At 53.9% G+C, this 21,097-nt stretch carries 16 protein-coding genes and 1 pseudogene; 6 read left to right on the top strand and 11 right to left on the bottom strand.

Annotated elements, in window-relative coordinates; translation table 11 throughout:
* Positions 1-34 precede the first annotated feature (34 nt).
* The 6 genes from bcsB to A6U95_RS27740 form a co-directional block, all read right to left on the bottom strand.
* A complete protein-coding gene (gene bcsB / locus A6U95_RS27765; RefSeq protein ID WP_065686842.1) occupies positions 35-2,461 on the bottom strand; it encodes a cellulose biosynthesis cyclic di-GMP-binding regulatory protein BcsB in 2,427 nt (808 codons plus the stop codon).
* On the bottom strand, positions 2,458-4,569 hold the full coding sequence (gene bcsA, locus A6U95_RS27760) for a UDP-forming cellulose synthase catalytic subunit (protein WP_065686841.1): 2,112 nt from the start codon (positions 4,567-4,569) through the stop codon (positions 2,458-2,460). The genes bcsB and bcsA overlap by 4 nt, the downstream gene beginning before the upstream one ends.
* A gap of 17 nt (positions 4,570-4,586) precedes the next feature.
* On the bottom strand, positions 4,587-5,393 hold the full coding sequence (gene bcsQ, locus A6U95_RS27755; protein ID WP_065686840.1) for a cellulose biosynthesis protein BcsQ: 807 nt from the start codon (positions 5,391-5,393) through the stop codon (positions 4,587-4,589).
* Positions 5,384-5,917, bottom strand: coding sequence for a cellulose biosynthesis protein BcsO (locus tag A6U95_RS27750; protein ID WP_065686839.1), 534 nt, complete (start codon positions 5,915-5,917; stop codon positions 5,384-5,386). The genes bcsQ and A6U95_RS27750 overlap by 10 nt, the downstream gene beginning before the upstream one ends.
* Before the next feature lie 442 nt (positions 5,918-6,359).
* Positions 6,360-7,313, bottom strand: a complete 954-nt coding sequence (ybiB, locus tag A6U95_RS27745) for a DNA-binding protein YbiB (protein WP_065686838.1) — start codon at positions 7,311-7,313, stop codon at positions 6,360-6,362.
* A 37-nt stretch (positions 7,314-7,350) separates the two neighbouring features.
* Entirely contained in the window at positions 7,351-7,983 is a 633-nt protein-coding gene (locus A6U95_RS27740; protein ID WP_065686837.1) for an FMN-binding negative transcriptional regulator, read from the bottom strand.
* Positions 7,984-8,110: 127 nt separating this feature from the next.
* On the opposite strand from A6U95_RS27740, the gene A6U95_RS27735 reads away from it, so the two are divergent.
* On the top strand, positions 8,111-8,653 hold the full coding sequence (locus A6U95_RS27735) for a LemA family protein (protein WP_065686836.1): 543 nt from the start codon (positions 8,111-8,113) through the stop codon (positions 8,651-8,653).
* A 4-nt stretch (positions 8,654-8,657) separates the two neighbouring features.
* Positions 8,658-10,736, top strand: coding sequence for a DUF2207 domain-containing protein (locus tag A6U95_RS27730; protein ID WP_065686835.1), 2,079 nt, complete (start codon positions 8,658-8,660; stop codon positions 10,734-10,736).
* Positions 10,737-10,775: 39 nt separating this feature from the next.
* Here the strand turns inward: A6U95_RS27730 and A6U95_RS27725 are convergent.
* A pseudogene (locus tag A6U95_RS27725) lies at positions 10,776-12,198 on the bottom strand (MFS transporter).
* A 98-nt stretch (positions 12,199-12,296) separates the two neighbouring features.
* Here A6U95_RS27725 and A6U95_RS27720 point away from each other — a divergent pair.
* Positions 12,297-13,127 (top strand): helix-turn-helix transcriptional regulator, encoded by an 831-nt coding sequence (locus A6U95_RS27720; RefSeq protein WP_065686834.1) that lies wholly within the window; start codon positions 12,297-12,299, stop codon positions 13,125-13,127.
* On the opposite strand, the gene dinG is transcribed toward A6U95_RS27720, so the two are convergent.
* Positions 13,128-15,329: an ATP-dependent DNA helicase DinG gene (dinG, locus tag A6U95_RS27715; RefSeq protein WP_065686833.1), complete on the bottom strand. Its 2,202-nt coding sequence runs from the start codon at positions 15,327-15,329 to the stop codon at positions 13,128-13,130. It abuts the gene before it with no gap.
* Between the two features lie 492 nt (positions 15,330-15,821).
* Here dinG and ompC point away from each other — a divergent pair, with 492 nt between their 5' ends.
* Positions 15,822-16,916: a porin OmpC gene (gene ompC, locus A6U95_RS27710; RefSeq protein WP_065686832.1), complete on the top strand. Its 1,095-nt coding sequence runs from the start codon at positions 15,822-15,824 to the stop codon at positions 16,914-16,916.
* A gap of 191 nt (positions 16,917-17,107) precedes the next feature.
* Positions 17,108-17,944: a GNAT family N-acetyltransferase gene (locus tag A6U95_RS27705; protein WP_065686831.1), complete on the top strand. Its 837-nt coding sequence runs from the start codon at positions 17,108-17,110 to the stop codon at positions 17,942-17,944.
* 45 nt (positions 17,945-17,989) lie between these two features.
* Here the strand turns inward: A6U95_RS27705 and A6U95_RS27700 are convergent, their stop codons facing one another.
* The 3 genes from A6U95_RS27700 to A6U95_RS27690 all read right to left on the bottom strand — a co-directional run bounded on the left by A6U95_RS27700 (position 17,990) and on the right by A6U95_RS27690 (position 19,921).
* Positions 17,990-18,301, bottom strand: coding sequence for an AzlD domain-containing protein (locus A6U95_RS27700; RefSeq protein ID WP_021805142.1), 312 nt, complete (start codon positions 18,299-18,301; stop codon positions 17,990-17,992).
* The gene (locus A6U95_RS27695) at positions 18,298-19,005 is read right to left on the bottom strand and encodes an AzlC family ABC transporter permease (RefSeq protein ID WP_065686830.1); all 708 of its coding nucleotides are present in this window, start codon (positions 19,003-19,005) and stop codon (positions 18,298-18,300) included. Before A6U95_RS27695 ends, A6U95_RS27700 begins: the two co-directional genes overlap by 4 nt.
* Positions 19,006-19,075: 70 nt before the next feature.
* Positions 19,076-19,921 carry an AraC family transcriptional regulator gene (locus tag A6U95_RS27690; protein WP_065686829.1) on the bottom strand — a complete coding sequence of 282 codons (846 nt, stop codon included), beginning with the start codon at positions 19,919-19,921 and terminating at the stop codon, positions 19,076-19,078.
* A gap of 510 nt (positions 19,922-20,431) precedes the next feature.
* Between A6U95_RS27690 and A6U95_RS27685 the strand changes: the two genes are divergently transcribed.
* Complete coding sequence (locus tag A6U95_RS27685; protein WP_065686828.1) at positions 20,432-20,800, top strand: hypothetical protein; 369 nt, start codon at positions 20,432-20,434, stop codon at positions 20,798-20,800.
* The last annotated feature ends 297 nt before the right edge of the window (positions 20,801-21,097 follow it).

Below are 21,097 nucleotides of genomic sequence, written 5' to 3'. Positions count from 1 at the left end.
GCGGCTCCTGTCTAGCTTCTGGTCGAGACGTGTTTTAACTTTCATCTTCTGCATCTCTCCCCAGGCGTTTGGCGGCATGCTTGCGGAGCAAAATATACAGCCCTAGCCCCAACACCACGGAAATCCCCAACACGGTCAGCGATAAAAGCACCACATGTTTACTGGCATACCAGATAAAGATCAGATACCAGGGTAGCTCCCCGCTCGGGAACTGTTCGCCAACCTGGAAACTGCGTACGCCGTTCTGATCGGTGATCACCGCCAGATCGCCACGCACCCCGGCGTTGAGCCGGGCCAATTTCAGATCGCCATAGATCTTGTTCAGGCCATCGTCGGAAGAGGCGCTGGCGACCACCACTACCCGTTGCGGATCCCAACCGGAACGGAAACTGAAAAATCCACGCCAGTCCGTCACTGAGGAGAGATAACGATCGGCGTCGATGCCCTGGGTCCGCCAGTTACCTTTCAGGTAGGACTGCAGTTTTTCCAGCGTAGACTGCGCCTTCACCACCAGCCCGCCGCTATCGTTTAGCGCAAAAGGCACCTGTTGCAACAGCCGCTGATAGAAGGCGCGCTGAGCCAGTGAGGCGACCACCAGCACATCCTTGCCCTTGAAGTCGTCCAACTCGTTCTCGTTGCCCCGCAGGCCAAAGCGGATATCCACATTGCCAATCGAGCTGCCGGTAGCCGCGCCTGAGCGAGCGGTTAGGTTCAACAGCGCGCGTACTTCGTTGGCCGTGGGTTTTTCCGCCATTAACAGCACGGTTTGCGAGAAGTCCGCAAGCTTGGAGAACGGGAAGGAGGCCCCGACGTAATAAGAGAGATTGGGCAACTCGGTGAAATGGTAGGTATCGCTCAGATCAATATACGAGTTGGGCCCGATATGGCTCTTGAGGGTATTGCTATCCGCCGGATCGCAGGAGGCGCCGTTTTTCGGCACGATAGAGAAATAAAGCTCCAGCATGTTGTCGCCGTAAATCAGATACGGTGGCAGGGCCAAGGTGTATTGTTCCTGGCGAATATCGCCGCCAAACTGGTGCCACAGCAACTCCAGCAGTCCGCGTTTGTTCACCGAAAGGTTACGCAGGAAAGTGCCATTCAGCGTGGCACTGAGCTGGGATTTATTCTCATCGATCCAGTTGTCGGTGGGGAAACGGTAGTTGATTTGCAGCGGGACGTTTCTGCCATCCCACATAAACAGGTCCGGGGCGGCACGGAAAGCAACGCGCACCGCGTCATGATAAACGCCGGTGACGGTCAGTTCCTCATTACTGGCCACTAGCTTATCAAAGCTGACCGGCTTGCTGGTATCGATCCAGCGCGGGGCGTCGTAGGGCTGGCGCAGCGGAATAGTCACCGGCTTCACCGCCAGCAACGCGGTTTTCTCCGGCAAAGGCTGGCTAACCAGACGATAGGCTGCCTGGCGCATCTCTGTGGCGTTACGCCCCATCACCAATAGCAGCTTGTAAACCGGGTTCAGCGGGTTATCAATCACCTGCAGGGTCGGTCCCTCGGCCTGTGGCAGCGTCAGTTGGCCAATTTGCTCTCCAGGGCGCGCAAAGATAATACCATTCTGCTCGGGCAAGCTATCCTGCAACACCTGAAAGTCCAGGTTATTATGGCGCGTGACTTTCCCCAGATAAGAACTGACGATAGCGGCGGCGGCAACCTCCTCCGGCCGTTTTTCCTGGCTGAAGATCACGTCCACCAGGGTGGGTTGCATGGCCTGAGGATCGAAGAACGGATTGGGGAAACGGCCGAGGTTCGGGCTGATATTCAGCACCTGGTTTTCCAGATGTAACTGGCTGGTTGGCAGCACCTTGAGCCAATATTTATTGGCCGCCCCCTTTTCGCACAACATGGCCGCATTGCTGCCATTGCCAATGCTGAAACTCAGGTTGTTGCGCGCTACGATCATGGCGGCCGGGATCGGTACCTGCAAACTGACCTTGCCTTCATGCAATTGGTTCAGCTTCTGGGTGCTCAAGGGTTGCCCATTGAGCATCAGTTGCAGCTCGGTATCGGTTCCTATCAGGGCCGGGGAAATGTCGAGATCCAGCACCAGATTGCCGTCCGTTACCACCCAGTCCGAGGGTAAAGTAAAGGTGAAGCCGGACTGCTGTTGCCAGTTGCTCAACGTCAATCCTGTGGTTTGCCCCATCTCGCCCACGCTGAGCGTGGAAGCGAGCGACTGATTGAAGACGGTAACCGGTGGCGTAGCGATATCAAGCGGAGCAGTTTGTTCAGCACTGCTCGGCACTGCCCCCGCTGGTGGAGCATCTGTTGGACGCGGCAAGGTAGGAAAACCTGGCATCTCGACAGCATCGCTGGCATGGGACGGCGCAGGCTGCGGATCGGCCGCAAGGGCGAGACCAGAAAGCCCCATTCCCAACATCAGGCCGCTGACCAGGGCAATGAGCGTAGATCTGCCTGTCGACAACTTGGTTTTCACCCGGCTCATAGGGCTTGTTCCTTATCCCGCTTTAGCTCAGGCCTTTTCTGCTGCTTTTTGGCCCGACGATCGCGCCAGGAAAAATAGAAAAACTCGAAAATACAGCGCAGGACGCCCAACAACGAACGCAGTGGCCGATCCTGTGGGAAAGGTTTGGTCTCGATCCAGGCATCTGCCCGCGCCAATACCACCCGTACCAATTCCCGCCGTTTTTCAATCGGCATCTCTTTGAACATTAAGCGGGTCACCGACTTGTCGGCATCGATCAGCTCAACCGGGAAACTGACGGCGCCGGACTTGAGCGATATTTCCACCTCTTCGATCGGATCGTTGAGGAAGCGCTCATCCGGCGTTTTCAATTTGACCCCACCCATCGAAAGATCCAGGGTTTCGGTACGCATCGCCGCGCCGCTGGCAAAATACAGCACAGCAGGCAACGTAGCATCGATACGGATGGTTTTTCGGACCTGGCGAGTCTCCCGCGCTACGGCAATGGCGGCCAGCAGGATAATCATGCTGAAGCTGGCCCAGGCAATATTTAACCAAATAACCTGCGGGTTAGCGCCATAGTGATCCGGCATCACCAGGCGGATCACGCCCCAGGCGCTACCGATTAACAGCAAGGACACGGCGATAATATGCGGCCGGACAATATGGGCGTCGAAATAGTTAACGTCCAGCAACGCGCCTTTATCCGTCACGTTAAACTTGCCGTGCTTTGGCGAGATCATCGTCAACAGGGTCGGTATCACCAGGTGGAAACACATCACTGTTTCATAGATTTCCCCCCAGAACGAATAGCGATAGCGTCCGTTGGCTCTGGAGTTGATATAGATCGACATCACCAGATGCGGTAACACATAGGCGAAAATCAACCCGGCGGAAGAGGCGATGATATTGAGGTTGAACAGCAGATAAACCAGCGGTGCCACGCAGAATATCACCCTGGGTAAGCCGTACTGGAAATGCAGCATGGCGTTCAGATAGCATAAACGCTGCTGCCAGGTCAGGCCGCGCCCCAACAAGGGATTATCCACCCGGAAGATCTGCGTCATACCACGCGCCCAGCGGGTACGTTGGATCACGTGCAGCCCCAAGCGTTCGGTGGCCAGCCCGGCAGCCAATGGCAATGCCAGGAATGCCGTGTTCCAGCCCCGGCGCTGCATCTTCAAGGCGGTGTGAGCATCTTCGGTCACGGTTTCTACCGCAAAACCGCCCACCTCCTCCAGCGCCGAACGGCGGATCACGGCACAGGAGCCACAGAAGAACGTGGCGTTCCAGTTATCATTACCCTGCTGCACAGGCCCGTAGAACAGTGCGCCTTCGTTAGGGACTTTGCTCGCCTCTGACAGGTTGCGTTCAAACGGATCCGGGGAATAGAAGTAGTGCGGGGTCTGGATCAATGCCAGGCGCTCATCCACCAGGAAGCTGCCGACCGTCGCCTGCAAGAAGGCGCGGGTTGCCACGTGATCGCAGTCAAACACGGTGATCAATTCACCCTGAGTCACTTTCATCGCGTTATTCAGATTGCCCGCTTTGGCATGGTGGTTATTGTTGCGGGTAATATAGCCTACGCCCGCATCGGCACAGAATACGGCAAACTCATTACGTTTGCCGTCATCCAGCACGTAGATTTTCATCTTGTCTTTCGGGTAGTCAATGCACTGCGCCGCCAGGATAGTGTCGCGCACCACGTCCATACTTTCGTTGTAAGTAGGAATATAGACATCTACCGTTGGCCATAGCGACGTGTCGTCGGGCAGCGGTTCAATAGTACGTTTTAATGACCAGGTAGTCTGAATATAACCAAACAGCAATATCACCAAGGCATACAGTTCGGTGATAAACAGGGCAATACCCAGCACGGCCTCCAGGGTACTGTTGAAATGCAGGGTTTCTGTCGCGCGCCAGTAGATGTAACGTAATGACATCAGGGTCGACATCACAATCATTACCAGGGTAACTTTTTTGCTTTTACTCACCCCTAAAATAAACACTATCGCAATGCAGATCAGGCCAAAGATATACTGATTATCACTGCTCATGGGGGCAATGATAATCAGCAGGATAAACGGTAAGGCCAACAGCAGTAAGAAATAAAAGAGTATTTTATTCATAACTAACCAGACAATCCTTACGAAGAGCCATAAATAGACGTAGTATGATGATACGTACCATCTCCAACACTAAGCCCTAAAATTACTGCGACCTTTTTACTGATCTGCTCAATATCAAATGCGGCAGCCGACACTGGGCTAATATCCATGATCGCCCGTTGCGATGCGTTGGCCTCTGGGACACACTCATCGCGGTGAATGGTTCCTAGCAATTTGTCTTGCAACCGATGTTCGAAGAATTGCGTCACGTCCCTGCTCAACGTACGCCGCATGTCACTCTGGTTTACCACATAATACTCGCCGACTTCCTTACTGGCGGGCGCGCTCATAAACTTATGCTGCTCAATAGTGGGCAATAAACTGAGCGATGCAGTATCGGCCAGCAATACCATAATGCGCATGTCCGCCGCTGCCTGCATGGCCTGCACTGCCGCGTTGCGCCCCGGCGGCATATCGGCGATCACTACCATGCCGGGGATCTTCAGCACCGCACTCAGGCCACGTTGAATGAACATTGGCTCATTGAGCAGATTGTCATCGAACTGAAGGCGCTGATCATCAGTGACATCACCGTAAGGTAAAACGAACAGGTTCGGCCCAACTTTGAGAATAAACTGGCTCCAATCGGATAAACTTGCCGACTGGGCAACAAAACCTCGGTTATCGGAAATAGGCACGCCAAAATGCAGCCTTAACGCATTCTGCGTGTCGAAATCGACAACCAACACCTTACTGCCGCTACGGGCCAATGCATAAGCCAGATTAGCAGTAACCGTGGTTTTCCCTACCCCTCCTTTCGGAGAACAAACACAGACTAACGGCATGAGGCAATAGACTCTAAAAGTGGTTTGAGTAATGTATTACGACCAGCGTCCATCACTTCACCGGCAGAGGACGTTTTCTTGCTGAACATCTGCTTAAAACGTTGGTTCTCTGGTTGCGGAGCGGACGGCGGAACGCTTGCAGGGGAAATAAAAGGGTTACCCTGAGCAAGAACGTCACGCGGGCTTTCCGGCTGGGCGATTTTAGTGAGTTTAGGCTCCACCGGCGGAGCAAAACGATCAAAATTATGAGGAATATGGCCGGGCAAGGCGGTATTTTCTGTTATCACCGCCTTGGGCTGTGCAGGAGGCTCGAACCCTAAAGGCGCACTGGAAGAGAGATCCGTACTATTGATCGGCGTTGGCTGCGAGCTGTTGGCAGGGATGCCACCATTACCTGCCACCTGATCTACTATAGACCAGCGGTGCGGGGCCGATGCCACATCGTCGTGAGGAAATTCTTTATAATCAATCTCTTTGAGATTTGTCTTGTCTTTAAATCCTTGGACATCATCATATTTACTCATAATCCAGACCTATAAGATTACACTTGGCACTGTATGAATACATACAAATCACGAATGTAAAATAACGTGATCTATAACCCAAATACATAATGGAAAACCGTCTATGTATTTTAAGCGCTTCTCTTCTTATGGTTTAGATAGAGTAGCTTACAAGTCCTTTTTTACAACCAAAACGGAGCAAACCTCCGCAATCGATGGAAAATCATGCAAGACCCCAAAGCTGATGAGCTGAGTGTAATCTACTTCTTTAAAGTTATACACTGAGTTTTAAACGTTTTTATCCCGTCTTATCACATAACCCACCAGCTTATGCCATAAATTAAGTGGTTAGTAATATATAGTCTGGTATTTGAGATTTTTTTACTAAAAATAACCAGCACAGCAGTGATAAATACTCGGGGCAAAGGTATTCGCCCCTGGTAATAGAAGGTAATAAGGCAGATTATCGCAGCCTGACCAGCCCCTGATCCAATGTCTCCACTTGGCCGGTAGCGACCAGGCAACAGGCAACCTGCCGAGCGATAGGCTCGGGAATGGCAACCTCGCCAGCCAGACAACGTTCAGTCCAACGCGCCGTAGTTGCGGCATCCTTGGCGGCAGGCACCTCAGCTAACGCATCCTGTTCTGGCCGTTCCAGCAAAATCTGCTGCTCACCACCGACGATATAGTGGATTTTTGGACAGCGTTGCGGATTGGCGTAAGCCTCCCCTTCGGTGCCATGCATCAGTAATCCCCGTGCACCGATCTGGCAGAAAAATGAGGCAACGCGCTCGACGTATTCCGGATGAGAAACGCTGGCAATGCGCAACACGTCCTGCTCACCAAATGGCGTCGCCAATTTTGCCAACGTGTGGGCGCTGTTACGCACGCCCATCTTCCAGCGCAAGCCAAGCTGGTTTTCCAACGCTGGCGCAAGTGCCGACACCGGGATAAACACCGCATCTCCGCCGTCCAAACGCCGTTGGGCAGTCTGGGGATCTTCAGACCATGGCACCCCAAGCTCACGGAAAATCTCTGCGCTGGTGACGCGCGTGCTGTCATTCACTACGCCGTGAACCACGACCGGCAGCCCGACTTTGGCCAACAACAATGACAGTAACGGCGTCAGGTTGGCTTGTTTACGAGCGCCGTTATAACTGGGGAGCACCACCGGCATCGGGCGACCCTGTGGGGGTTGCAACCGCATCACCTGCTGTTGCATCGCCTGATAGAAGCCAAGCATTTCCTCCTCGGCTTCCCCCTTGATACGCATGGCGATCAGGATGGCTCCCAACTCCAGAGGTGGCACGGCATCGGCCAGCATCGCCTGATAGAGATCAAAAGCCGTTTGCCGATCCAGATCGCGCGCATGGTTCTTGCCACGACCTATTTCTTTGATAATTTTGCTGTAATCCATCGTTCGCTCTGCAGAAAACATTTGCACTAAGCATACCTTATCCGCGACGGCGCTCAACCTCATCGGCGAGTTGCTGTTGGCAATCGTCACCGGCTCGCAGGCCGTCAATCACCCCGGCTATATCGGCAGCGCTGCGGTTCTGGCTCATTTTCCATTTCCCTTCACGCCGGGTGACGGCGATTTCGATGCCGACAATACCTTTGATATTGGCGGCAATATACTCCGCTGGCGCATCGTCAAGACGCCAAGGTTGCGGTTGATTGCCTTCATGCACCGCCGTCAGTTCCGTTAGCAGTTGGCGCAGCCAGACGCTATCTTGCGTGACCGTTGGCGTCCCCCACATGTGTACGGCGGCATAATTCCAGGTCGGCACCACTTTGCCAGTGTGCCGCTTGGTTTCATACCATCCCGGCGAGATATAGCCCTCAGCCCCCTGAAACACCACCAGGCATTCTTGCCCAGCTTGCAGTAACGACCAATGTGGGTTGCCTCGCGACAGATGCGCCCTAAGCGTCACCTGCCCTTGCTCATCGGTATCAATAAGAAAGGGGATCGGATCTGCTACCAAACCCTGTGGCCCCTGGCTAACGATCAGCCCCAGAGGATTGGCGCGCACCAAGGCTATCTGGGCGTCTAAATCGTCTTCACGGAATGACTCTAGTTGATACATGGCTTAGGTTTTCCTTGTGGATTGGGGCTTGCTGGACATAGCGAGATTTACCCACCCTAGCGGTATAAGATAGTATCCATAAACATACAATGGAATGATGTATTCCCCATCAAACATGGAATGAAAAATGGAAATCTATCTCACTCTGGCCGCGATCGCCGTGGTGCTGATCTGGGCCGTGATGACTTATAACCGCTTTATCTCCCTGCGCCGTTTCAAAGACGAAGCCTGGAGCGGTATAGCGGTGCAGCTCAAACGCCGCCACGATCTGGCCCCCAACCTGTTGACTCTGGTGAAGCGCTACGCTCTGCATGAGAAAGAACTGTTTGAAACCCTCTCACGCCAGCGCAGCGACCTGGTTGGCAACACCCCTCAGGTTGCCGAGAGTGAAAAAGAGTTTTCTGGTGCTTTGAGCCGCATTTTTGCGCTGGCAGAAGCCTACCCGGAACTGAAAGCCAACCAAAACTTCCTCTCCCTGCAACAATCTCTGGCAGAGATCGAAGAACAATTGCAAATGGCACGCCGCTATTTCAACGGTACGGTGCGCGATTTCAATATTCTGGTGGAGTCGTTCCCCAGTTTAATCCTGGCCCGGCTGTTTAATTTTAAAGCGGATGCGTTCTTCGAACTCGAAGATCCCGAGGAAGCTAAAGTTCCACGGATGGACTAGCACGATGGCCGCAATATCAGGTTGGGTCGTGCGCGTTTTATGGGTGTTATCGCTATTGATGACAGGAGCCGCGCCGGCTACGGCTGATGATATCGCCGTTGGGGCAGCCCCCGTTGCCGAGGCTTCCGACAGAGAGGCTGCGCCAGCAAGTGCTCCCCGTTGGGTACGTGCCTATGAGCATATTCTCTCATTTGATACCTATGCGCACTTTAACCCGGACGGCAGCATGGAAATGCGGGAAAACATCAAGGTGCTGTCTTTAGGGCAAGAGATACGCCGTGGGATTTTCCGCACCCTACCGCTCACCTGGAACCGCCAGGACGGCAAGATTTTCAGCGTCGATTATCAGATTAAAGAAGTGTTGCGCGACGGCGTTGCCGAACCCTATAGCCTGGATAAAACATCAAAGACGCTGACAGTGCGTATTGGTAGTGCCGAGCACATCCTGCAACCGGCGATTTATAACTACCAGATCCGCTATCAGGTCAGTAACCACTTCAGCCGTTTCCCCGAGTGGGACGAACTCTACTGGAACGTCACGGGGAACGATTGGGCCTATCCAATCACCAAGGCCAGCTTCCAACTGGAACTGCCGGACGCCAGTAATTATCTGGATAACGAAGGTAGAGACTCCCGGCTGCGTTCCATCGATGTCTATACCGGAACGCTGGGCGCAAAAGAGCACAACGCCAGTATACTTCCCGACGGCGGAGTGCAAACCACGCAACCGCTGGACCAAGGCGAAGGACTAACCGTTGTCTACACCTGGCCACGCGATATTCTGGCCGGTGCCGCTGCCCCGCAAGCATCTTCACCGTTGGTGCACCTGCTGTTACCTACGCTGGCAACCAGTGCGATCTGGATACCAGTGCTGCTGCTCACGGTCTATTGTTTGTGGTGGTGGCGTAAGAACGTGACCGCAATTGGCTTGAAGATGCCGCCGGTTGTGCCGCTATATGCGATGCCTACCACCCTGTCGCCAGGCTATCTGCGGTTTATTACCCAGCGTAAGTACGACGACGTGGCTTTCAGCAGCGATTTGCTGGAGCTGGTCGCCAAACGTGGCGCAGCGATCACGCTTAAAGCGAGCAAATCCACAGGCCCGTGGTTTTCCAGGTTTCAATCGGCGGATGAACAATGGTTATCGTACCAACCAGATGACAATAACAAGCGCTTGACCACCAGCGATAAACAGTTACTCGGCCTGCTGTTTAGCGGCAGTCGCAAAAATATCAACCTCGGCCTGGCCTATCAGCGGCCAATGCAAAATGCCCGTAAATGGTTGGAAAAACGCAGTGAAGACCAGCGTGAGAAATTATTCAACAAATGGGGTAAACCGGTGCGCCGCGCGGTCTATATCATGCTGCTGATCCCGGTGATCTGCGGGGCGTTGTTTAATCTCGGCGCGGCAGTAATCACCATTCCTGCCCTGATTTTCCTGCTGTTCGGGATCTTGCTGCTCTCTTTACCGTTGAGATTTTTATTTAGCCCGAGAAAAACCTGGAATACTTTTGGGTTCATCCCCTTGGTTATTGCTCTTCTATTTGGCCCGTTGACCACCTTTGGCGGTGGCGCTTTCTTATTTGGCATGTTGCCCCTGACGCAGTTTCCAGCCGGGTATATTGGCGCGCTGCTGGCCGCCATTCTGCTATGCATAGCTTTTGGCTGGATGATCCCGCGATACACCCAACGGGGGCTGAATGATTTGGCCACTGCGCAAGGGCTGAAACTGTATCTGGGTACGGCCGAGAGAAATCGTTATCAGGCACTTTACCCACCCGATCAATTGGTTGCCCATTTTGAAAGCCTGTTACCGGCGGCGCTAGCGCTCGGCGTGGGCAAGACCTGGGCCAATACCTTTGCCGAATATCTCAGTAAATCCGGGGCTATGTCGGAAGCCTTTGTCGACGCAGACTGGCAGCGCGTGAATCGCTTTAGTCGTTCCTGTACCGCATCGTCTATGGCGACACCCAGCAGCAGTTCAAGCTCCGGTTCAAGTTCATCAGGCTCCAGCTCTCGGGGTTCTGGATCGTCCGGTGGTGGCTCATCGGGTGGGGGTTCCGGCGGCGGTGGGGGTTGGTAATTAGCATTATTGCGCCGGGCAAACCGGCGCAATAATGCGTTAACCGCCCCTGCCTAACTGCCGGTGGGTAAAGAGCAGCAGGATCAAAGCAACCAGCATCGCCAGCAGGTTGTAGCCCATAGCACCAGCAAAGGCTCTGGCATAGTGCTGTGGCTCTGCACCCCCGGCCAGCAGCGGAACAAAGAACATGCCGCTGGCCGCTATCCCCAGAGCACCGCCTACCTGCTGCACCGTAGACACCAAGCCTGCTGCCATACCCGCCTGTTGCTCCTTCGCCAGGCCAAGCACCCAATTAAGCAATGGCGTCATGCTCAATGCCTGACCAAAGCCCAAAATCATCAGGCCGGGTAACAGTTGTAACGGATGGCTGAACGCGCGTCCCCATAGCACCTGCACCACCAGCAATACCATACCACTGGCGTAGACCACCACCCCGCCAGCCAACACAATATTCCCCCAGCGTTGCACCCAGCCCGGAGCCAAAAAGGAGGCCAGCATAAAGGCGGCGCTGGCCGGAGCGAACAGGCAACCCGCCTGGAACGGCGTCAGCCCTATTCCGGCCTGTAACAGTAGGGCAAAACAGAGGAAGAATGAGGATGCGGTGGAGTAAATCGCCAGCACAATTACCGTGCCGCGGGCAAAGTGACCTTGGCGAAATAGCGCCAGATCGAGCACCGCATCACCGGAGTGACGGGCAAGTTGCCGTTCCCAACGCACAAACCAAGCTAACAGCCCCACTGCCAACACCATCATCGGCGCAATCCACCAAGGCCAGTGACGCGATGGGCCTTCCAGTAACGGGAACAGTAACAGCAGCAAACCGCCAGCGGCCAGCAGCAGACCTTTAGCATCGAGCCGCTGGGCCTGCGCCAGTCTGGACTCAGGAATGCGTCGCGCCGCCAACGCCGCCAGCACGCCAATCGGCAGGTTGATCAGAAAAATCATGCGCCAACTGCTGCCCAGAATATTGGCCTCGATAATAAAACCGCCCAACACCTGGCCACAAATCGCCGCCAACCCTAGGGTCATCCCCAAACGAGCAAAGGCTCGCCGCCGCTGCTCTTCGCCATCCATATAGCACACGCAATAACGCATAAATTTGCGGAAACAGTAGCGCTGCCGCTGCACCTTGCAAAAAGCGGGCAACAATCAGGACCCACAGCGAACCCGCCAGACCGCAAAGCATCGAGGTCAACGCAAAAGCCAACATACCGTAGCTAAACATACGCCGCCGACCGAAACGATCCCCCAATCGCCCACCAGCAATCAGTAAAATACCAAAAGCCAGTTCATAACCCGCGATAATCAACCCAACCCCGGCAAAGCTGGCGTTGAACTGCTGCTGGATCACCGGCACCGCCACGTTAACCACAAACAAATCGAACATGGTGACGAACCCACCGAGTAGCAACACCGGTAGCCCAGGTAATCCGGCCTTTCTGTCAGACAAGGTATGCTCCATAACGCCTCCTGATAACATGATGGCGGCAGTATGGAACATGCTTTAAACTGTTACTATATAGCCAGTTATACTATTACTGAAAGTAACAGGACCCGCCGATGCCACCACGTACCCTAAATAGAACCCGCCAAGAGTTGGCAGACTTTCTGCGTATGAAGCGTGAAAAACTCTCTCCCCAGGCCGTTGGCCTGCCGAGCGGTACGCGGCGGCGTACGCCTGGGCTAAGACGCGAAGAGGTTGCTGCATTAGCTGGCGTGGGCCTGACCTGGTACACCTGGCTGGAACAGGGGCGGGAAATCAACGCTTCGGTGGAGTTTTTGGAGGATCTGGCACGGGTTCTGAAGCTGGATGCCACCGAACGCTATCATCTGTTTTTACTGGCGCATCAGCGGCCACCGGTGGTAGCAGGCCATCAATGGTGCCAGGTTACCCCCTTGGTACGCCGCTTGCTGGACGATCTCACCCTACGCCCGGCCTATGTAATGAACCTGAGTTGGGATATTATCGCCTGGAACCCGGCGGCGGACCGCCTGTTTACCCTCGCTGAACGTCAGCCAGAACAGCGCAATATGCTGTGGATGCTGTTTGCCGATCCCGAACTCAATCAGCGGTTGATAGGATGGCTGGAGCAGGCCCCACAAATTCTGGCCAGCTTTCGCCGTGATTACGCCCGCGCCCCGCAAGATGCCACCATGTTGCAACGCGTTCAGGCTCTGAGCGATGTGTCCCCCCAATTTCGCCAGCTGTGGCAACAGCACGATATTCATGGCCGCTGCCAGGGACAACGCACTTTCCTGGTTGCAGGGGTAGGCGAAGTGACGTTTGAACACGCCTCGTTTATTGTCGATGAAGACAACCACCTGCGGTTGGTCATGTACAGCGCACAGCCTGATTGCCCAGCCAGTGCTGCCTTTGAGGCAATGCTGTAATCAGCGGGTACGGCGGCGAGCAAACGGATTCTTGCGCTTTTTCTCTTTCTTGGTGGCCTCTGCTGCAGATTTTAACGCCGCCTTATGGGCTTTGTCCGCTTCCGGAACCTCGCGCTGTTCGATCGGGAACACTGGCAACGCTGCCAACAGGCGTGAACCGTAACTCTTGGTCAACAGGCGGCGGTCATAAATCACGATCTCACCATGGCACTCGTTGCTGCGGATCAGACGACCCACCTGTTGGATCAGGTTAAACGACGCGCTTGGCAAACTCTGCACCTCAAACGGGTAACGATTGAGAGATTTAAGCCATTCACCCTCGGTGAGGATCACCGGGCTGTCGATCGGCGGGAAGGCAATCTTGTGGATATGCACCTGGGTCAGCAGTTCACCTTTCAGATCCAAGCCTTCGGCAAATGACTGTAGCCCGACCAACACGCTGGCAGTGCCCTTCTCTACCCGCTTACGGTGTTCTTCCACCAGCCGGTAGCGTGGCTGATCGCCCTGCACCAGCAACATCAGACGCAGATCGGTGACATAGCTGAGGAAGGTCTGCATCGCACGGTGGCTGCTAAACAGGATCAGCATCCCTTTATGCTGACCGCTAGCCTGCTCGCCACGGAAAAAGCGCGCCATCTCTTCCAGATGCTCGGCCTCGTTGGCCATCGCCGGTTCAAAACGCATCTTGGGAATGACGATTTTACCCTGTTCGACGTGATTAAACGGCGAAGACAGCGTTTCGAAGCGATCGCCCGCCTTTTCGCTCAGCCCGCTCATCTCTTGCAGCCGTGAAAAGCTATTCAATGAACGTAACGTTGCCGAGGTGATCACCACATGCGGCACCTTGCGCCACAGCAGTTTTTCCAACTGTTCGCTGACGCGGATGCCCACGCAATGCAGGTAAAGATGGGTAACGTTATCGCGTAGTTCACGCGCAATCCATTTGGAGATCGGCGCATTGGAGGATTTATCCATTGCCGCCAACCGCCACAGTTTGCTCATCGCCTCCAGATAGCCCAGCGTGCGGCTCATCTGGATGATGGAACGATGCAGTCGCACAATGTCGTGCTTGCCGGTCTGCTCTGTGAGGTCGTTAAGAATAAACTCAGCCAGGCCGCGCAGGCCGTCCGTCAGTTTGAACAGACGCGCGCAGATCTCGACCATCTCCGCAGGCAGTTCGCCCATTTCGAAGCGATATTCGGCGTTGCCGCTGTCTGGCGGCAGATAGGCGTTGGCCTGGTGCTCAAAAATCTGGATCAACTCACGCAATTCTTCGCAGTGGTTTTTTAGCCGTTCGCTATTGGCCAACCCCGGTGGGTTCTTTGGCCGGTACTGCATCATGCACTGTTCTACCTGGCGCACGATCATATCGAGCTGGAGGTTTGTTGACAGCGCGGTGATCTCACCGTCAATCTCCAGCGCATCCCGCGCCACCTCCGGTAGATGATGGCCTTCGTCCAGCACCAGCAGCAGCTCTTTCGGGTTCGGCAATACCGACTCGGTTTCCAGCGCCGCCATCACCAACGCATGGTTGGCTACCACCACATCGGCGGTTTCAATTTCTTTGCGGGCGATATAGAACGGACATTCACGAATATAGTGGCAGTTGCGCCCCAGGCAGTTGGCCTTGTCGGTACTCAGCTTGCCCCATAGGGGGTCATCAATCGATAGCTGGTAGTGATCGCGCAGGCCATCCCATTCATGGCGCGCCAGGGCTTTCGCCAGCTTTTGGCACAGCGCCTGCTCTTCACCATTGGATGGCGCCAGTTCGTCTTCGTCCAGATACAGCATCAGATCGCCCTGCTCGACCACGTCGGTGCTCATCGCCGCCAGATTGCGCGGGCAAACATAGCGCCCACGGCCAAACGCACCGGTGAATTTCAGATCGGGAATGATCTTTTTCAACAGCGGTAAATCTTTGCTGTAGATCTGATCCTGCAGCGCCACGTTGGCGGTACTGACCACCAGCGGTTTGCTTTCGGCACGGCCAACGGCAATACCCGGTATCAGGTACGAGAGCGTTTTACCCACGCCGGTGGGCGCTTCGATCGCCAGATGGCGCGGGTAATCCCCGGCCAGGGTCTTCGCCACTTCGGCAATCATCTGCCGCTGAGGGGCACGCGAAATAAAATCCGGTATTTGCTGCTGCAGGGCTTTGTACCACTGGCCGATCTGATCTTTAACTGCGGGGGAAAGCGCCATTCAACTCTTATCTAAACGAAATGATGGCGCTATTGTCCCACAGACCGCCCGCGGCGTCAGCCCGAGTTACGGTTGGTTTGCCAACATTGCGAAACACGCTTTAAGGAAGTCCCTTCTCCCACTGTGGGACATTGAATTTTTTGCGCACAACCTCGCATGTTTGCACAACAGACCCCCGCCTATCTGCAACAAAAAACGCACCTCTTGGGTTATTTTTCACCATTCGATATCCATTCACCTGATCTGTCATAAATACATCACACAACTGCGGTAAAAAATCTGCGCTGCGCTAACTCTGGCAGCAAAGTAAAACAACGAGACAACTGATGATAAGCGTCTTTCAATCGTATACCCGTCATCTTTCAAACTGCCGCGTTGTTACCGGCACTATCTCACCCCGGTCACTTACTATAAGTAAGCTCCTGAGGATGAGATAGTTTGGCGCCTAGCCGCAGTTTGAAATCTATAGGGTATATTAAATAAGGGAACACCATGAAACCTAATCTTCTTGCCGTTATTGCGGCACTTTTCATTGCCCAGACCGCACAGGCAGCAGAGATCTACAATAAAGATGGCAATAAGCTTGATTTTTATGGTCGGGTAAAAGCACTGCACTATTTCTCTGACGACACCAGCAATGATGGTGATAAAACCTACGTGCGTATCGGCTTTAAAGGGGCAACCCAGATTAACGATATGCTCACCGGCTATGGCCAGTGGGAATATCAGATCGCCGCCAACCATAGCGAATCGGATGGCACTAAAGACACTAAAACCCGTCTTGGTTTTGCTGGCCTGAAAGTGAAAAACTTTGGTTCATTCGACTATGGCCGTAACTACGGTATTATTTACGACGTTGCAGCCTGGACGGATATGCTGCCGGAATTCGGCGATGACACTTATATCAAAACCGACAACTTTATGACCGGCCGCGCCAACGGTGTGGCCACCTATCGTAACAACGACTTCTTCGGCCTGGTCGACGGCCTGAAGTTTGCGTTGCAGTACCAGGGCAAGAACGAAAACGATGCCCGCGCCAACAGCAAAGCTAACGGCGACGGCTTCGGTCTGTCTTCCAGCTACGAAATCATCGATGGCGTCAGCGTTACGGCCGCCTATGCCTCTTCTAACCGGACTACCGGCCAGAAACAGAGCAGCTATGGCAAAGGTGATAAAGCCGACGTGTGGGCAACCGGCCTGAAATACGACGCCAACAGCGTGTATCTGGCCGCTACCTATGCCGAAACCCATAACCTGACGCCAATTTCCGGCACCGCGACCATTAATAATGCCCCAGCCTCCGTAAGCGGATTTGCCAATAAAACCCAGAACGTGGAAGTGGTTGCACAATATCAGTTCGACTTTGGCCTACGCCCGTCACTGGCTTATGTCCAGTCTAAGGCCAAAGACATTGAAAATATCGGTGACACCGACCTGGTGAAATATATTGACGTGGGCACCTACTATTACTTCAACAAAAACATGTCCACCTATGTGGATTATAAAATCAACCAGCTTGATGACAACAATAAGCTGGGTCTGAAAACCGACAACGTGATTGCCGTGGCTCTGACCTACCAGTTCTGATTTACGCTTAACACATAACCACTACTGCAATTTATAGCTACGGCTATTTTTGAAGTGACTTTGCCGGGCGAATTCGCCCGGCTTTTTCATCACGATTGTTGCTCACAAATCCGGCACAAACAGCTTAATACTTGCCTGATTGGCCGATCGCAGCTAGATATAGTGGTCTCATCGCTGCCTTTGGAACCGCCATGCCTATCGATAGCCAGTTCGAGTTTCACACCGCCTTGCCCTACAGCAGTATGCAGTTGGCGCAAATACTCAGCCACTGTTTTGAGAACTACATTGTTCCCTTTGTGATCGACGGCGAAACCTTTAGCAGCCGCTTTGCCGCCGAAGACCTCAGCCTGAATCACAGTATCATCGTCACCCACCAGCAGCACCCGGTGGCGCTGGCCCTGATCGCGCGCCGGGGCCAACATAGCCGTGTAGCGGCCTTATCTATCCGCCCGGAAATGCGTGGCAGAGGGTTAGGTAGGACGTTGATGCAACGGATTATCGCGGATGCCCATACGCGAGGCGATCGCCGGCTTTCGCTGGAGGTGATCGCCGGTAATCAAGCAGCACTGGCGCTGTATCAACAGGCTGGCTTGGCCATCACCCGCACGCTATTGGGATTTCACGCCCCGTTGGCAAGCCCGGAATCTTCGGCAGCTTTGCAACAGATCGACCCATTGGCACTTGCCCAGCAGATGACCGCCGACGGCCAATATGGCTTGCCGTGGTTGATCGCTCCAGAATCGCTGTACAAGCTGCCCGGCACCCCGTGCGCCTTCACTCTGGACCAGCAGGCTTTTGCTTTGGTGATGCCGGGAGCACAGCAGTGCCATCTGCGCATGATTTATGTGCCGCCAGCGCTTCGCGGCCAGGGCCAGGCGCGCCGTCTGTTGCAAGCGCTGCAAGCACAGTTTGCCCCACTGGCGCTGTCGGCCAACGTGTTTGTTCCGGACGACGTCGCGCCCTTCTTCCAGCACCTTGGCTGGCGTGAAGATCCGTTGCGTCAGTTTGAAATGACAATGGCAATGTGATGCTCTCCCCCTGAATGATTCAGGGGGAATATCGTGGGGCGTGGGTTACAGCAGTGTACGTAGCAGAATAAACATCAGCATACTCAACACCACGACCGCCAGCGTATTGCGCAGGAAAACGGCCAGAACAATAGCGAACACGGCTCCCCATAGATAAGGGTTTTCGGGCAGTGCGCGCCACTCATCCCCGTTGAAAGCGATGATTGGCCCACAGATGGCAGTCAGTACCGCAGGTACCGAGAAGCTCAACAGGGTCCTCATCCGTTGCGATAAGCGCACCGGCAGTCCAGGTGCCAGGAAACAGTAGCGGTTGAAGAAGACGATCACGCCCATCAACACAATGGTCAGCCAGATCATTCTTTCCCCCTGCTGCACAGCAGCCCAACCAACATCGCCACCACGGTGGTAATAATCAAAGCGCCCGGCACCTGATAATGGTGCAAACCAATCGACAGCACTAATGATGTCAACACGCATGCCAGCACCGGCAGGTTGCGTACCAACGGCACAATGATGGCGATAAAGGTCGCGGCGATCGAGAAATCAAGCCCGTAGCTATCCAGATCAATGCTGCTGGCTGCTACTACGCCGAGCAAAGTGGCAAAGAACCAGCTCAAATAAAACGCCAGACCAGCCCCCAGAGCATACCAACGGTTAAAGCGCGCCGGGCCATGATCGCCGGTCAGAGCAAACAGCTCATCGGTCAGCAAAAACGCCAGTGCGACACGCCACCTCAGCGGTAGCGGAGCAATACATTCCCGCAGGCGCAGGCCGTAGAGGAAGTGCTGGGCGGTGACAAAAAAGGTGGAGATCAGGGTCGCCAGCATACCGGCACCGGTCTTGATCATCCCCATCGCCACCAGTTGGGAGGCCCCGGCAAACACAATCGCCGACATCCCCAGCCCCTCTGCCGCCGTCAGGCCACTCTGGATCGCCATTGACCCAGCCAGGATCCCCCAGGGCAATACCGCCAGGCACAGCGGCAGGATCGCCACCGCACCCTGCAAGGCCGGGCGTAGGCGCAACGTTGGCGGCTCCGTGAGTGTTGATTGGTAAGTCATTCTTTTCTCCTTAGAACGAAGGAGTAGAATAGCGCAGGAAAGAGGGCGAGTATTGTATTCGCTTGCGTATTTATCTCAGCGTTTTGACATAGTCACCGGGCGTCACGCCGACGGACTTGCGAAAATGACGGTGGAAATGGCTCTGATCGTGAAAACCGCAGGCCAGTGCCGTTTCCAGCACGCTATTGCCCGCCTTTAACAGCTGGCGCCCTTTACGTAAACGCGCCTGGATCTGATAGGCATGGGGCGGCAAACCGGTCGCCTGTTGAAACTGACGCAGCAAATAATAAGGACTCAGCCCGGCTTTCTCTGCCAATTCCAGCAGGGAGATATTGGCCTCGGGGAAATCATCCAGGAAGGCTTTGATCCGCGCTATCTGGCTTTGTGCCTTACTTTGCGTGGCAGGCTCTATGCGGCTTTGGCCGTGGCGAAGCATTAACCAGGTCAGCGCCGAAAACACCAATGTCTCTTTCACCAGGCGGTTTTCGTTACTGCGCATCATGCCGAAGGCTAACCGCAATTGCCCGGCTAGCCCGGCATCCTGGACCACCGGATTTGGGAAATAGGGCGTGGCCCCGGCGACGGTTTTCAGGTCGCGCGATAAGAACGCCAACAGCTCCGGTTTGGGGTACATGGCCTGATAGGACCAGCCGTCTTCGCTGGCGGAACTGCCGGTATGGATATCATCGGCATTGACCAGGATCACACTGCCCAACGGCGCGACATGCTCGCCGCCAGTACGGTAAAAACGCTGGGCCCCCTCATCAATCACGCCAACGCAGAACCCCTCGTGACTGTGGCGGGAGAAGGTCTGGCGGCGATAGGTGGCCTGCAACACTTCCAGCCCGCCGAGATCGTCGACGTGCATGAAATTAGCCTGTTCCTGACGCCCTTTCCTGCTCACGCTCTCAGCCATACCTACCTTCCACGCGGATCGAAACTCATTCTAGCACTCGGTGAGATCGGGCGTTTGTACAAAATTGCCCATATCCCCCTCAGCTAAATAGCTTTACATAATGGTGCGACAGATAGGAAGCATGTAGAACACCGACACGCCGTGGAACCGTTCATAAAGACTCGAATTGCGCATCCCTGCGCTCAACGGTCCTCTAACCTGCCCACTCCCCACCTGTTTCACACTTGAATGAGAATTAAACGGCTAAATGATATAATTAAAATATTTATTTTAGGCCATTCAGTTAAACTTATGATTAATATTAACAACCTTATCGGTAGCCTAATAAGCTCTTAGATTACCCACGGGAATTAAAAGCATATTACATATTAAACTTACGACAACCATTAAAAATAAAAATATCACGTTCACTTCTTCAAAAAACCATTGATATACCATTACGGATGAGTTAATAATAACTTGCATTTAGAAAAACACACTCAAAAAACACCTCATCAAAAGGAGTTTCCTATGGAAGTTATTGACTTATCGTTATTAGGCTATGTAGCTGGCGGACGAGGTAATAATGGTGGCGATCGTTCGGATAACGGCGGAGGAAAGCGCAACAACCGTGGCAATAATAGTGCCGGAAATAGCTCCGGTGGTTTCTATAGCAAGTATGGCAATACCGATTGTATCGAAGGTATGCTGGCAAACATGGCTAAAGGCACTGTTGGTGGTCCGGGAGGTATGGCTGCTGGCCTGGCTTATGGCGCTGCAACCGGCGGCTGTTTCAAAGATGGTGGCCGAGGAGGTGGTAATGTCGGCACTGGCCCTGGCGGAAATAAAAGCTCAGGCAGCTGCAGTGGTAAAAATGGCAGCGGCGGTTGTAGCTGGTAAGAAAAAAACATGAATAAACTCTATTGGATCGTCTCTGTCGTCATCGGGCTGATTTTATCCTCAATTTTTTTGTCCGGTGCCGGAATTGAGGCTAATCATTTCTACTCGGCCCCAGAGAGAATATCCAAACTTGTCGTCTCAATGGTTTTTTCAATTTACTTTATCATGGTACTCCATAAAGTTATTTGTGCCATCTTTAAAAAAACCAAATCCTAAAACCCTCCATCCATCGGCAACCGTATGGATGGAGGTTAAACTAAATAACGGTGATGAATACTGTACCACTTAAGCCAGAGG

Source organism: Serratia sp. 14-2641 (assembly GCF_001692375.1).
GTDB lineage: Bacteria > Pseudomonadota > Gammaproteobacteria > Enterobacterales > Enterobacteriaceae > Chania > Chania fonticola_C.
This window is presented reverse-complemented; position numbering and strand designations above follow the sequence as displayed.

Coding starts and splice junctions, on each gene's coding strand:
- bcsB (WP_065686842.1), bottom strand. CDS start 2,461: ATGAGCCGGGTGAAAACCAAGTTGTCGACAGGCAGATCTACGCTCATT.
- bcsA (WP_065686841.1), bottom strand. CDS start 4,569: ATGAATAAAATACTCTTTTATTTCTTACTGCTGTTGGCCTTACCGTTT.
- bcsQ (WP_065686840.1), bottom strand. CDS start 5,393: ATGCCGTTAGTCTGTGTTTGTTCTCCGAAAGGAGGGGTAGGGAAAACC.
- A6U95_RS27750 (WP_065686839.1), bottom strand. CDS start 5,917: ATGAGTAAATATGATGATGTCCAAGGATTTAAAGACAAGACAAATCTC.
- ybiB (WP_065686838.1), bottom strand. CDS start 7,313: ATGGATTACAGCAAAATTATCAAAGAAATAGGTCGTGGCAAGAACCAT.
- A6U95_RS27740 (WP_065686837.1), bottom strand. CDS start 7,983: ATGTATCAACTAGAGTCATTCCGTGAAGACGATTTAGACGCCCAGATA.
- A6U95_RS27735 (WP_065686836.1), top strand. CDS start 8,111: ATGGAAATCTATCTCACTCTGGCCGCGATCGCCGTGGTGCTGATCTGG.
- A6U95_RS27730 (WP_065686835.1), top strand. CDS start 8,658: ATGGCCGCAATATCAGGTTGGGTCGTGCGCGTTTTATGGGTGTTATCG.
- A6U95_RS27720 (WP_065686834.1), top strand. CDS start 12,297: ATGCCACCACGTACCCTAAATAGAACCCGCCAAGAGTTGGCAGACTTT.
- dinG (WP_065686833.1), bottom strand. CDS start 15,329: ATGGCGCTTTCCCCCGCAGTTAAAGATCAGATCGGCCAGTGGTACAAA.
- ompC (WP_065686832.1), top strand. CDS start 15,822: ATGAAACCTAATCTTCTTGCCGTTATTGCGGCACTTTTCATTGCCCAG.
- A6U95_RS27705 (WP_065686831.1), top strand. CDS start 17,108: ATGCCTATCGATAGCCAGTTCGAGTTTCACACCGCCTTGCCCTACAGC.
- A6U95_RS27700 (WP_021805142.1), bottom strand. CDS start 18,301: ATGATCTGGCTGACCATTGTGTTGATGGGCGTGATCGTCTTCTTCAAC.
- A6U95_RS27695 (WP_065686830.1), bottom strand. CDS start 19,005: ATGACTTACCAATCAACACTCACGGAGCCGCCAACGTTGCGCCTACGC.
- A6U95_RS27690 (WP_065686829.1), bottom strand. CDS start 19,921: ATGGCTGAGAGCGTGAGCAGGAAAGGGCGTCAGGAACAGGCTAATTTC.
- A6U95_RS27685 (WP_065686828.1), top strand. CDS start 20,432: ATGGAAGTTATTGACTTATCGTTATTAGGCTATGTAGCTGGCGGACGA.